The sequence below is a fragment of the Massilia sp. 9I genome, from assembly GCF_902506415.1.
Taxonomy (GTDB): domain Bacteria; phylum Pseudomonadota; class Gammaproteobacteria; order Burkholderiales; family Burkholderiaceae_D; genus Telluria.
Window position 1 is genome coordinate 2,231,578 of record NZ_LR733275.1, and the last position, 12,850, is coordinate 2,244,427.

Genomic DNA, 12,850 nt, shown 5'->3' on the forward strand with positions numbered 1-12,850 from the left:
ATTAACCCGAAGGCCGGGTTGGCGTCTATGCCTGTCCCGCGGCCTGGCCCTGGCGCAGCTGCTCGAAGAAGCACACTGCGGCGCAGGCGGCCACGTTCAGGGATTCCACCTTGCCGGCGTGCGGCACGGCGACACGGTGGGTGGCGATCTCTAGCAGTTCGCGCGAGACGCCCTGCCCTTCATGGCCCAGGATCCAGGCCACCGGGCGGCGCAGGTCGAGCGCGTACAGCTGCTCGGCGGCGTAGCCGCTGGTGGCCAGCACCGGCACCTTCGCGTCGCGCACCAGCGGCGCCAGCTCGATGTTTTCAAAAATGTCGAGCACGAAGTGGGCGCCCATCGCGGCGCGCAGCACCTTGGGCGACCAGCAGAAGGCCGTGCCGGGGCTGCAGTAGACCTGCTTGATGCCCGAGGCCGCGGCGCTGCGCAGGATCGAGCCGACATTGCCGGGGTCCTGCACGCCGTCCAGCAGCACGCTCGATTCCACCAGACCGGGCGGCATCAAGGGCGTGGGCGATTCGACCACGAACACGATGTTCACGCCGTTCTCGACCTGGCTGATGGCGCCGAATAGCGCATCGGGCAGCGCGGTGACCAGCGCGTGCAGGTCTTCGACGCGGGCGACGATGGCGGCGACTTCCGGGTTGTGCAGCGCCTCATCGGAGACGACGCAGTGCTCCGGCGCGCCGCGCAGGTCGAGCCAGCTTTCGCACAGGTGCACGCCGTCCAGCAGGCTGCGTTTTGCCTTGCGGCGCGCCTGCGAGCTGGTGGCGAGGTTTTTCAGCTCTTTGTAGAACGCGTTGTCGCGCGAGGTGATGCTCTTCATGCGATGGCGAACAGGTCCGGCTGCAGCAGCTCGCGCACCGGCGCGAACGTGCGGCGGTGCACCGGCGACGGGCCGTGCAGGCGCAGGCGCTCCAGGTGCAGCGCGGTCGAGTAGCCCTTGTGCTGGTCGAAGCAGTACTGCGGATACTGGGCGTGCAGCTGCACCAGCGCAGCGTCGCGGGCGGTCTTGGCCAGGATCGATGCGGCCGAGATGGCGTGTACCTTGTCGTCGCCTTCGACCACGGCGTGGGCCTTGATCTCCATCGGCGGGCAGCGGTTGCCGTCGATCAGGGCGATGGTCGGCACCGTCCGCAGCGCTTCCACCGCGCGGCGCATCGCCAGCATGGTCGCGTGCAGGATGTTCAGGGTGTCGATCTCTTCGCAGGAGCACTCCGCAATGGCCCAGGCCAGCGCATGCTCCTTGATCAAAGGAGCCAGCTCGTCGCGGCGCGCTTCGGTCAGCTTCTTGGAGTCGCGCAGGCCGTCGATCGGACGCTTGGGGTCCAGGATCACGGCGGCGGCGAATACGGGGCCGGCCAGCGGGCCGCGGCCGGCTTCGTCCACGCCGCACACGATGTCGACGTCGGTGAACGGCCGCAGGCGTGGCGGCAGTCCGGGATAAAAGTTGACCTTCTTTTTACTCACTTCGGTTGCTCACTTTTTACGTCCGATCACGCGGAGCACTGCGTCCGCGCTCGCCTCGGCGCTGTTGCGCAGCAGGCTGTGGTGCATGTCAGTAAAGCGGCGCGCGAGCGCTTCGTTCCCCATTGGATCATCCAGCTGGCGCTGCACGGCGTCGGCCAGCGCCGAGGGCGTCGCAGCATGCTGAAGATACTCCGGAACGACGAATTCGCGCGCCAGGATGTTCGGCAGGCCGATCCAGGGCTGGTAGCCCATGTGGCGCATGATCTCCCAGGAGGCGCGCATGACCTTGTAGGCGATGACCATCGGTTTCTTGAACAGGGCCACTTCCAGCGTGGCCGTGCCCGAGGCCACCAGCACCGCATCGGCGGCAGCGATCGCCGCATGCGACTGGCCGTCGACCAGGCGTACCGGCACGTCCTGCAGGCCGGCCTTGTTCACGATCTCGGTATAGTAGGCGCGCTGGCGCTCGCCCGCCATCGGCGCGATGAAGACCAGATTCTGGTCGCGCTGGGCCAGCAGCTTGGCGGCCGCGACGAAGGGCTCGACCAGGTACTTCAGCTCGCCCATGCGGCTGCCCGGCATGATGGTGACCACGCGCGCGTCCGCAGCAATGCCGAGCGAGGCGCGCGCGGCGCCGACATCGGGCGCGAGCGGGATCATCTCGGCCAGCGGATGCCCGATATAGGTCACCGGCACGCCCGCGGCGCGGTAGATCGCTTCCTCGAAGGGGAAGATCACCAGCATGTGCGAGACCGCGCGCTTGATCTTCTTGATGCGCCCGCCGCGCCAGGCCCAGATCTGGGGACTGACGAAGTGGACGGTCGGAATACCCTCGGCACGCAACTGCTCTTCCAGTCCCAGGTTAAAGCCCGGATAGTCGGCGCCGATGAAGGCGGCCGGGCGCTCGGCCAGCAGACGGTCGCGCAGGCGGCTCTGGATGCCTTTGATCTCGCGGTAGCGCGGGATGATTTCGAACAGGCCGCGCACGGTCAGCGTCTCGATCGGGACGTCCGACTGCATGCCCTGCTCCATCATGCGCGGGCCGCCGATGCCGTGGAAACGGACGTTCGGCAGCTGCGGGCGCAGGCCGGCCATCAGGCGCGCGGCGAGCATGTCGCCGGACACCTCGCCGGCGACCATCGCTAAGGAAACGTCAGCGGACAATGCCACGGCTAGCCACCCCGAGGAATTCGCGCATGGCGCGGATGTCGGCGGCGGCAGCCGTCGAACGGCCTTCTTCTTCCAGCAATGCAGCCTTCGCTTCTTCGAGCGTCAGCCCGGAGCGGTACAGCAGCTTGTAGGCGGCGCGGATGCCGTCGATCTGGTCGCGCGAGAAGCCGCGGCGCTTCAGGCCTTCGATGTTGACGCCGCGCTGGCCGGCCGGGTTGCCCGAAACGAGGACAAACGGCGGCACGTCCTGGGTCAGGCTGGTGTACATGCCGATGAAGGCGTGGGCGCCGATCTTGCAGAACTGGTGCACCCCGGCGTAGCCCGACAGGATCGCGTGGTCGCCCACGTGCACGTGGCCGGCCAGCTGCGCATTGTTGGAGAAGATCGTGTGGCTGCCGACCTGGCAGTCGTGCGCCAGGTGGACGTAGGCCGAGATCCAGTTATCGTCGCCCAGGCGCGTCACACCTTCGTCCTGGGCCGTGCCCAGGTTCATGGTGACGAATTCGCGGATGGTGTTGCCGTCGCCGATCTCGAGGCGAGTCGGCTCGCCCTTCCACTTCTTGTCCTGCGGCGCAGCGCCGATCGAGCAGAACTGGAAGAACTTGTTGTCCTTGCCGACCGTCGTGTGGCCCTCGATCACCACATGCGGCCCCACGACCGTGCCGGCGCCGATGCGCACATCGGGGCCGATGATCGAGTAAGGGCCGACTTCGACCGAGCTGTCCAGCTCCGCCTTGGAGTCGACGATCGCGCTAGGATGGATCTTGCTCATCTTACTGCCCCGCCGCCTCGTTTGCGCGGATGGTGCACATCAGTTCACCTTCGACCGCGACCTTGCCGTCGACGCTAGCGACGGCCTTGTACTTCCAGATGCCGCGCGAGACGCGCAGGATCTCGATGTCCATCTTGAGCTGGTCGCCCGGCTCGACCGGACGCTTGAAGCGTGCGTTGTCGATGCCGACGAAGTAGACCACCGAATTCTCGTCCGGCTTCACGTTCATGGTCATGAACGAGAGAATCGCGGCGGTCTGCGCCATCGCTTCGATCATCAGGACGCCCGGCATCACCGGCTTGTGCGGGAAGTGACCGTTGAAGAATTCCTCGTTGACGGTCACGTTCTTGATGGCGGTGATGCGCTTGCCCAGTTCAACGTCCAGCACACGGTCGACCAGCAGCAGCGGATAGCGGTGCGGCAGGTATTCCTTGATCGCGTTGATGTCCAGGGTTTTGACGGTGGTCTGTGCTTCGGTAGTCATTTTTGTTCTGTGAGAGTTTTGATGGTCTTTTCAAGGGCGCGGATCTTCTCGCGCATCGAGGCCAGGTTGCGCACGATGGCGGCACTGCGTTCCCACTCGGCGTTCTTGGCCAGCGGGTAGAAGCCGGTGTACTGGCCCGGCTCGAGCACCGAGCGCGACACCATGCTGCCCGACGAGATATGGACGTTGTCGGCGATCTCGAGGTGGCCCAGCACCATGGCGGCGCCGCCGAAGGTGCAGTGCTTGCCGATCTTGGCGCTGCCGGCCACGCCGACGCAGCCCGCCATCGCGGTATGGGCGCCGATGTGGCAGTTGTGGCCGATCTGGATCTGGTTGTCGAGCTTGACGCCGTCTTCGATGATGGTGTCGGCCAGCGCGCCGCGGTCGATGCAGGTGTTGGCGCCGATGTCGACGTCGTCGCCGATCACCACGCACCCGGTCTGCGGAATCTTGATGTACACGCCGCCTTCAACCGCAAAGCCGAAGCCGTCGGTGCCGATCACGGCGCCGGAATGGACGATGCCGCGCGCGCCGATGCTGCAGCCGGCATGGAATGTCACGTTGGCGAAGAAATGCGTGCCCTGCCCGATGCGTGCGTCGCGGCCGATGAAGCAGCCGGCGTCGATCACGGCGTGGGCGCCGATCACCGCGCCCGCTTCGACCGTCACGTGCGGGCCGATATGGACGCTCGGGTCGACCACGGCGTCCTTCGATACCGAGGCGCTCGGGTCGATGCCCGGCGCCTTGACGATTTCGGACAGCGACGCGAAGTACTGCGCGGCGCGGGCGAAATAGGCGTAGGGATTGGTGGTGACGATGCGCGCGCCCTCGTAAGTCGCGCTGACTGCCGGGTCGTCCAGCGGCGACAGGATCAGCGCCGCCGCGCCGCTTTGCGCCGCCAGGGCGCGCAGCTTGCTGTTGCTGAGGAAGCTGATGTGCGAGGGGCCCGCGCTGTCGAGCGGCGCGATCGCCGTGACGCAGATGTCCGGGTCGCCGACCAGCTGTCCGCCGAAGCGCTCGACCAGGTCCTGCAGTCGAATGCCCGTGTTGGGATGTCGGGTGTCAGTCAAGATGTGCTGCTTCTTTATGCTGAAACTGAGCTGGAACTGCGACTTACTTGTCGAGCAGCTTCAGGATCTTGTCGGTGATGTCGATGCGCGGGCTGAACCACGCGGCTTCGGCCAGCACGGCGTCGAGCTTGTCCTGCTCGGCGACCTGCTCAATGATCTTGTAGGCACGCGTCGCGATCGCGGCGCGCTCTTCGTTCTTGCGCTGCATGAGGTCTTCCTGGAACTCGCGCTGCATGCGCTGCACGTCCTTTTCCATGTTCAGCAGCTCGCGCGCACGGCGGGTGCGCTCGACGTCGTTCAGTCCGGCCGCTTCGCCGTCGAACTTCTCCGACGCCTGCTTGAGCTTCATGACGGCTTCCTCGACCATCTTCTGGCGCTTCGAGAACTCGGCCTGGATGCGCGCATCGGCCGTTTTCGCCATCTTCGACTCGGTCATCAGGCGCTCGGTGGCCACGAAACCGATGCGCCCCGAACCCAGCTGGCCCTGGGCGTGGACCGGCGCCAACGGCGCCGCGCACAGCGCTGCCAGCAAAAGCGTACGGGGCAAGGTGGCTATCAGCGTTTTCAACATCGTTCTCCGGAAGTCGTTCCTGGCCTGTGGCCCGTCAGAAACCGGTACCCATCTGGAACTGGAAGCGCTCCAGGCGGTCGCCCGGCAAGTTGTTCAAAGGCTTAGCATAACTCAACTTCAGCGGGCCCACCGGAGAAATCCACGACAGGCCGATACCTGCCGAGTAGCGCATCTGGTCGAGGCGGATCTTGGACTGCTCCTGCCACACCTGGCCGCCGTCGATGAACGTGAACCAGCGCAGGCTGCGGTCGGTGCCGCTGCCCGGGAACGGGAACTGCAGTTCGGCGTTGGCGATGATGCGCTTGGAGCCGCCCACCGCGTCGTAATAGGTCGGGTCGACCACGCCCAGCGAGGAACTTTCGTAGCCGCGCACCGAACCGATGCCGCCGGCGTAGAAGTTCTTGAACACCGGGTAGGCGCTGCCGCCGATGCCCTTGCCGTAGTCGAACTCGCCGCGCAGGGCCAGGGTCATCCAGCGCGTGACCGGGCGCCACCACTGGTGCTCGTACACCATGCGGTAGTACTTCGAATCGCCCAGCGCATCGATTTCCAGGTTGGCGCGCTGGTAGCGGCCGCGGGTCGGCGTCACCGCGCTGTCGCGGGTGTCGCGGCCCCATGCCGCGGTCAGCGGGATGGCGAAGGTAGAGGCCTTGCCGATACCGTTGGCCGGGCCGCCGTTCTGCGCCACGAAGGTCTGGTACAGGCTCGGCGAGGTGGCGTCGGTCTCGATCTGGGTGCGTTCCAGGCCGGCACCGAAGAACACGGTGTCGGATTCCGAGAAAGGCACGCCGAAGGTCATGGTGCCGCCGGTCTGGCGCACCGTGTACAGGCCGAGGTTGATCGCCGGCGGGCGCATGGTGCGCAGGTAGAGCTGGAACGAGCGCGAGATGCCGTCGTCCGTGAAGTACGGATTGGTCTGCGAGAACGCGATCGTGCGGTTGTACTTGCTGGTGTTCAGCTCCAGGCCGACGGTGTTGCCGCTGCCGGCGAAGTTGGCCTGCGAGATCGAGGCGGTGAAGGTGAACTTCTCCGACTGCGAGAAGGCGCCGCCGATCATGAAGTTACCGGTCGGTTTTTCCTCGACCGTCATGTTGACGTCGACCTGGTCGGTGCTGCCCGGCGATTCCGGGGTCTCGATCTTGACGTCCTTGAAGTAGCCGAGGCGGTCGACGCGGTCGCGCGAGAGCTTGACGCGGTTCGCGTCGTACCACGAGCTTTCGAACTGGCGGAACTCGCGGCGGATGACTTCGTCGCGGGTGACCGTGTTGCCCGAGATGTTCATGTGGCGCACGTAGGCGCGCTTGCCCGGATCGATGAAGAAGGTGAAGGCCGCTTCGCGCTTCTCGCGGTTGATCTCCGGATTGGCGGTGACGTTGGCAAAGGCGTAGCCGAAGGTGCCGAGGCGGTCGGCGATCAGCTTGTTGGTCGCTTCCTGGGCTTCGCCCGAATAGGTCTTGCCCGGCTCCAGCAGGATCAGCTTCTTGAGCTCTTCCTCGCGGCCGAACATCTCGCCTTCCAGCTTGACGCCGGAGACGGTGTACTGCTCGCCTTCGGTGATGTTGATGGTCAGGTAGATGTCGCGCTTGTCCGGGGTGATCGAAACTTGCGTCGATTCGACGTTGGCCTCGAGGTAGCCGTTGTTCAGGTACAGCGACTTGATCGCTTCCAGGTCGCCGGTCAGCTTCTGCTTGGAGTACTGGTCGGCCTTCGAGTACCAGGTGAACCAGCCCGATTTCGACAGCTGCAGCACTTCCTGCAGGCGCTTGTCGCTGAAAGCCTTGTTACCCACGAAGGTGATCTGGCGGATCTTCGCCACGTCGCCTTCATCGACGTTGAACATGATCGTCACGCGGTTACGTTCGATTGGGGTGACGGTGGTCGTGATCTTCACGCCGTACAGGCCATGCGACAGGTACTGGCGCTTGAGTTCCTGCTCGGCGCGGTCGACCGCCGCCTTGTCGAAGATCTTGGTCTCGCCCACGCCGATTTCGCGCAGGGCCTTGACCAGCATGTCTTTTTCGAATTCCTTGGTGCCGGTGAAGTCCACCGAGGAGATCGCCGGGCGTTCCTCGACCAGCACGACCAGCACGCCGTTTTCTTCTTCCAGGCGGATGTCCTTGAAGAAGCCGGTGGCGAACAGGGCCTTGATCGCGGTGGTCGCCTTGGCGTCGTCGAAGGTTTCGCCCACGCGCACCGGCAGGTAGCTGAACACGGTGCCCGCTTCCGTCCGCTGGATGCCTTCGACCCGGATGTCCTTGACCACGAACGGGTTGACGGCGAATGCATTACTGGCGCACAGGGCCAGCACGGCAGCGCCAATCATGCTGCGACGGATGAACGGCAGGGCAAAACGATCAGGTTGTGAATTCATTGGCTGGATCAAAGTCATTGGACAACGTACATATTGTTTTTGCAGGTGCGTCGGGCTGCTCAATTACAGGCCTTTTAGAGCAACCGCACCAGGTCATTGAAGACGGCGAGCGCCATCAGCATGAACAGCAGGCCGACTCCGAAGCGCTGTGCGAACTCTCCGACTCGCGCAGGCAGCGGGCGCCCGGTCAAAACTTCCAGCGAATAATACAGTAAATGGCCCCCATCCAGAACCGGAATTGGTAACAAATTCATTACGCCTAAGCTAATACTAATAAATGCAATGAACTGCAGATAAGTGGCCAGGCCAATGCGCGCGGTCTGTCCGGCATAATCGGCGATCGTGATCGGGCCGGTGACATTCTTCCACGAGGCCTCGCCGGTAACCATCTTGCCGATCATCTTGATCGTCATGACGCTGGTCTCCCAGGTGCGCTCGGCGCCCTTGGCGATCGCCTCGAACGGGCCGGAGCTCACGGTGACCATCTCGACCGGCTGCGACAGCAGCACCTTGGCCATGCCGCGCCCGCTGGCCGCATCCTTTTCCGGGGTGACCGCCACGGTCAGTACACGGCCTCCGCGTTCGACGTCCAGCTGCACCGATCGGCCGCTTGCGGCGCGCATGGTCTCGGTGAAGACCATGCCGTCCTCGACCGGCTTGCCGTCGGCCCGCAGGATCAGGTCGCCCGGCTGCAGGCCGGCGCGCTCCCCTGCCCCGCCCGGCAGCACCTTCTCGATGCGGGCGCGGGCGCGCCACAGGTCCAGGCCCAGCTCCTTGGCGACGTCGCCTTCGACGTCCAGCTGCGCGATGCGCTGCGCAGGGATGGTGGCCGCATAGCCGCCGCCGCCCGGCGAACGCAGATCCATGCGCAGCTCGCGCTTGTCGACGGTGGCGTGCACGATCTGCCAGCGCAGCTCGGACCAGGACTGCACCGGGTTGCCGTTCACCGCGACCACGGTATCGCCACCGCGTACGCCCGCCACCTGGGCGCTCGAACCTTGCGGCGCCGCGCGCAGGCGCGCCGAGGGTTCCTCGACCCCGTGCATGAACAGAGCCGCCATCAGGCCGATGGCGACGATGAAGTTGGCGATCGGGCCGGCCGCCACGATGGCGATGCGGCGCCACACACTCTGGCGCGTGAACTCGCGGTCCAGCTCCGAATCGTCCTTGGGCGCCGTTTCCGGATCGCGGCTGTCCAGCATCTTGACGTAGCCGCCCAGCGGCAGGGCCGAGATCGCCCATTCGGTCTGGTCCTTGCCGAAACGGCGCGACCACACCACGCGGCCCATGCCGATCGAGAAGCGCAACACCTTCACGCCGCAGGCGCGCGCCACCAGGTAATGCCCCAGTTCGTGCAGCACGATCAGGGGGCCGAGGGCCAGCGCGAAGGCCAGCACGGTATAAATCAGGCTCATGGCTTTAGCCTCGCAGGCGGGCGATCACGCCGTGGGCGGCTTCGCGGGCGCGCGCATCCTGCGCCAGCACCGCCTCGATCGAGCTCGCCGGGCCGTGCGGCACGGCGTCTATCACTTCTGCGATCACGCGGTCGATGTCACGGAAGCCGATCTCGCATTCGAGGAAGGCCTGCACTGCGACTTCATTCGCGGCGTTCAACAGGCTTGGCGCGGTGCCACCCACGCGCAGGGCGTCGAAGGCCAGCGCCAGGCAGGGGAAGCGTTCGAAGTCCGGCTTGTAGAACTGCAGCGCCGCCATGTCGGTCAGGTCGAGCTGAGACACGCCCGAGGCGATCCGCTCCGGGAAGGCCAGCGCGTGCGCGATCGGGGTGCGCATGTCGGGGTTGCCCAGCTGGGCCAGCACCGAGCCGTCGGTGTAGGACACCATCGAGTGGATCACGCTCTGCGGATGGATCACGACTTCGATCAGCTCGGCCGGGGCGCCGAACAGCCAGTGCGCCTCGATCACTTCCAGGCCCTTGTTCATCATGGTGGCCGAGTCGACCGAGATCTTGCGGCCCATGACCCAGTTCGGGTGCTTGCAGGCTTCGTCCGGCGTCACCGCCTCGAGGGTGTCGACGGCGCGCTTCAGGAACGGACCGCCGGATGCGGTCAGGAGGATCCTGGCGACGCCGGCAGCCTGCGGATCGCGCGCATAGGTGGCGGGCAGCGACTGGAAGATCGCATTGTGCTCGCTGTCGATCGGCAGCAGGGTCGCCCCGTTCTCGCGCACCGCGTCCATGAACAGCTGGCCGGACATGACCAGGGCTTCCTTGTTGGCCAGCAGGACCTTCTTGCCGGCGCGCGCTGAAGCCAGGGTGGGCGCCAGGCCGGCGGCGCCGACGATGGCGGCCATCACGGTGTCGGTCTCACTGCTGGAGGCGATCTCGCACAGAGCCTGCTCGCCATGGTCGACCTGGATGTCCAGGCCTTCGAGCAATGCGGCCAGGCGCTCGGCGGCGTCAGGCGTGCCGACCACCGCGCGCGCCGGCTTGAAGCGGTGGCAGGCGTCGGCCAGTTCCTCGACGCGGCCGTGCGCACTCAGGGCATGGACGCGGTAGCGGTCCGGGTGGCGCGCGAGGACGTCGAGGGTCGAGGCGCCGATCGAGCCGGTGGCGCCCAGGATGGTAATGCGCTGCATTGTGGTATTCCTTGTGGGGAGACGGGGTCAGCCGGATCAGAGCCAGGCGCCGATCAGGGCCGCCAGCGGCAGGACCGGGACGAGTGCGTCCACGCGGTCCAGTACGCCGCCGTGGCCGGGCAGCAGGTTGCTGCTGTCCTTCATGCCGGCGCGGCGCTTGAGCTGGGATTCGAACAGGTCGCCGACCACGCTGGCCGCGACGATCAGGATCAGCACCGCGTACAGCACGCCCCAGCCGAGAACGGCCTGGACGCGCGCGGCGAAGGTGCCGAGCATGGCCTCGCCGCCGAACAGGATGCTCAGCGTGGCCAGCACCAGCACGGCGACGCCGCCGCCGATCGCGCCTTCCCAGGATTTCCCGGGCGAGATCGAGGGCGCCAGCTTGCGCTTGCCGAAGGCCTTGCCCGAGAAGTAGGCGAAGATGTCGGCGGCCCAGACGATGGCCATCACCGACAGCAGGTAGAGCGGAGACAGGCGGTACATCTCGACGATCGCCGCGAAGCAGCCGACCACGGCGATGGCGTAGATCAGGCTGAGGAAGGTGTTGGCGCTGCTGTTGAGCGGCGGCAGGCCGAGCTTGAGCGAGGGTACGAAGCGCAAGGCCCAGACCAGCACGCTGATCGCGAACCAGAACACCGGGTTCGGGCTCGGCGCAATGAAGAAGGCGTAGACGAAGGCCGCGGTCCAGAAGGCGGCGATCAGCGGCGCCTTGCTGGTGCCCGGATTGAACAGGCGGAAGCACTCCCAGATCGCCGCGCCGAAGAAGGCGGATGCCACCACCGCGAAGGCCGTGTAGTTGTTGTAGTACAGGACCGGCAGCAGGACTGCCAGGAGTGCGAGCGCGGTGAGGATCCGGGTTTTCAGCATGGGTTCTTCGCTTTATGCCTTGTTCGTCGAGGCTACCTGGTCGCCGGTCTGGCCGAAGCGGCGCTCGCGCTGCTGGAAGGAGCCGATCGCTTCGTCCAGCGAGGCTTTCGAGAAGTCCGGCCAGTAGGTTTGCGTGAAATACAGCTCCGAATAGGCCAGCTGCCACAGCAGGAAGTTCGAGATGCGCTCCTCGCCGCCGGTGCGGATGAACAGGTCGGGTTCGGGCGCATAGGCCATGGCCAGGTGCGGCGCCAGCATTTCTTCGGTGTATTCAAGGACGCCAGGATTGGCGGCCACCATCTTGCTAGTTGCCTGCATGATATCCCAGCGGCCGCCATAGTTGGCGCACACGCTGACCGTCAGGCGGGTGTTGTTGGCGGTGCGGCGTTCGGCCGCACTGATCATTTCCTGCAGCTTGGCGTCGAAGCGGCTCAGGTCGCCCACGACTTTCAGGCGGATATTATTGGCGTGCATCTTCGCCACTTCGCGCTCGAGCGCGGTGACGAACAGGCGCATCAGCAGCGAGACTTCCTCGGCCGGACGGCGCCAGTTTTCCGACGAAAATGCGAACAGCGTCAGGTATTCGACGCCGCGCTCGACGCAGGCCTCGACGACGCCGCGCACCGCCTCCACGCCCTTGACGTGGCCGGCCACGCGCGGCAGCAGGCGTTTGGTCGCCCAGCGGCCATTGCCATCCATGATGATGGCGATGTGGCGCGGTACGGCAAGCGCTTCGGGAATGGCTGTGGTCGAACTTTTGAACATCATTGCTTCCAGCAGGGCCGGCGCGCATGGGTCGATGCGGCGTCGGCCGGTCTTAAAGGGATTCGGACCGGCCGCGACACGAATGCCGGGGCCGGTCCGCCTGGGCGGGGCGCATACGCCCCGAACCCGGTCTTACACGGTCATGATGTCTTTTTCTTTATCAGCCAGCAGCTTGTCGATCTCGGCGACGAACTTGTCGGTCAGCTTCTGGATCTCGTCGTTCGAACGGCGCTCTTCGTCTTCCGAAGCGGTCTTGTCCTTGACCATTTTCTTGGCTGCTTCATTGGCGTCGCGGCGGATGTTGCGCACGGCGATCTTGGCATCTTCGCCTTCCGACTTGGTCAGCTTGACCATTTCCTTGCGGCGCTCTTCGGTCAGCGGCGGGGTCGGCACGCGGATCATATCGCCTTGCGAGGACGGGTTCAGGCCCAGGTCGGAGTCGCGGATCGCCTTTTCGATGGTAGCGCCCATTTTCTTCTCGAACGGGGCCACGCCGATGGTACGGGCGTCGATCAGGGTCAGGTTGGCGACCTGCGACAGCGGGACCGGCGAACCGTAGTACTCGACCATCACGGAGTCGAGGATGCCGGCGTGGGCGCGGCCGGTGCGGACCTTGGCCAGGTTGGCGCGCAGGGTCTCGATGGACTTGGTCATGCGGTCCTGGGCATTTTTCTTGACGTCAGCTAGGGACATGCTGCTCTCCTATTTTTCTTGAATG

13 protein-coding genes are annotated in these 12,850 nt (G+C 65.5%); all 13 read right to left on the bottom strand.

Going from position 1 to position 12,850, the window contains the following annotated elements:
* Positions 1-25: 25 nt before the first annotated feature.
* Positions 26-823: an RNA methyltransferase gene (locus GV068_RS10065; protein WP_159697190.1), complete on the bottom strand. Its 798-nt coding sequence runs from the start codon at positions 821-823 to the stop codon at positions 26-28.
* On the bottom strand, positions 820-1,467 hold the full coding sequence (gene rnhB, locus GV068_RS10070) for a ribonuclease HII (RefSeq protein ID WP_159697191.1): 648 nt from the start codon (positions 1,465-1,467) through the stop codon (positions 820-822). Before rnhB ends, GV068_RS10065 begins: the two co-directional genes overlap by 4 nt.
* A gap of 9 nt (positions 1,468-1,476) precedes the next feature.
* The gene (lpxB, locus tag GV068_RS10075; RefSeq protein WP_159704854.1) at positions 1,477-2,607 is read right to left on the bottom strand and encodes a lipid-A-disaccharide synthase; all 1,131 of its coding nucleotides are present in this window, start codon (positions 2,605-2,607) and stop codon (positions 1,477-1,479) included.
* A gap of 13 nt (positions 2,608-2,620) precedes the next feature.
* Positions 2,621-3,409, bottom strand: a complete 789-nt coding sequence (lpxA, locus tag GV068_RS10080) for an acyl-ACP--UDP-N-acetylglucosamine O-acyltransferase (RefSeq protein ID WP_159697192.1) — start codon at positions 3,407-3,409, stop codon at positions 2,621-2,623.
* A gap of 1 nt (position 3,410) precedes the next feature.
* The gene (fabZ, locus tag GV068_RS10085; protein ID WP_159697193.1) at positions 3,411-3,893 is read right to left on the bottom strand and encodes a 3-hydroxyacyl-ACP dehydratase FabZ; all 483 of its coding nucleotides are present in this window, start codon (positions 3,891-3,893) and stop codon (positions 3,411-3,413) included.
* Positions 3,890-4,963: a UDP-3-O-(3-hydroxymyristoyl)glucosamine N-acyltransferase gene (gene lpxD, locus GV068_RS10090; protein ID WP_267874528.1), complete on the bottom strand. Its 1,074-nt coding sequence runs from the start codon at positions 4,961-4,963 to the stop codon at positions 3,890-3,892. Before lpxD ends, fabZ begins: the two co-directional genes overlap by 4 nt.
* Positions 4,964-5,006: 43 nt before the next feature.
* Positions 5,007-5,510: an OmpH family outer membrane protein gene (locus GV068_RS10095; protein ID WP_159697194.1), complete on the bottom strand. Its 504-nt coding sequence runs from the start codon at positions 5,508-5,510 to the stop codon at positions 5,007-5,009.
* A 58-nt stretch (positions 5,511-5,568) separates the two neighbouring features.
* Complete coding sequence (gene bamA / locus GV068_RS10100) at positions 5,569-7,905, bottom strand: outer membrane protein assembly factor BamA (RefSeq protein ID WP_159697195.1); 2,337 nt, start codon at positions 7,903-7,905, stop codon at positions 5,569-5,571.
* Between the two features lie 74 nt (positions 7,906-7,979).
* The gene (gene rseP, locus GV068_RS10105) at positions 7,980-9,320 is read right to left on the bottom strand and encodes an RIP metalloprotease RseP (protein WP_159697196.1); all 1,341 of its coding nucleotides are present in this window, start codon (positions 9,318-9,320) and stop codon (positions 7,980-7,982) included.
* 4 nt (positions 9,321-9,324) lie between these two features.
* Complete coding sequence (gene ispC, locus GV068_RS10110; RefSeq protein WP_159697197.1) at positions 9,325-10,500, bottom strand: 1-deoxy-D-xylulose-5-phosphate reductoisomerase; 1,176 nt, start codon at positions 10,498-10,500, stop codon at positions 9,325-9,327.
* 36 nt (positions 10,501-10,536) lie between these two features.
* Entirely contained in the window at positions 10,537-11,367 is an 831-nt protein-coding gene (locus GV068_RS10115) for a phosphatidate cytidylyltransferase (protein ID WP_159697198.1), read from the bottom strand.
* A gap of 12 nt (positions 11,368-11,379) precedes the next feature.
* Positions 11,380-12,135: a polyprenyl diphosphate synthase gene (gene uppS / locus GV068_RS10120; protein ID WP_159697199.1), complete on the bottom strand. Its 756-nt coding sequence runs from the start codon at positions 12,133-12,135 to the stop codon at positions 11,380-11,382.
* Between the two features lie 129 nt (positions 12,136-12,264).
* Positions 12,265-12,825: a ribosome recycling factor gene (gene frr / locus GV068_RS10125; protein ID WP_159697200.1), complete on the bottom strand. Its 561-nt coding sequence runs from the start codon at positions 12,823-12,825 to the stop codon at positions 12,265-12,267.
* Positions 12,826-12,850: the final 25 nt, after the last annotated feature.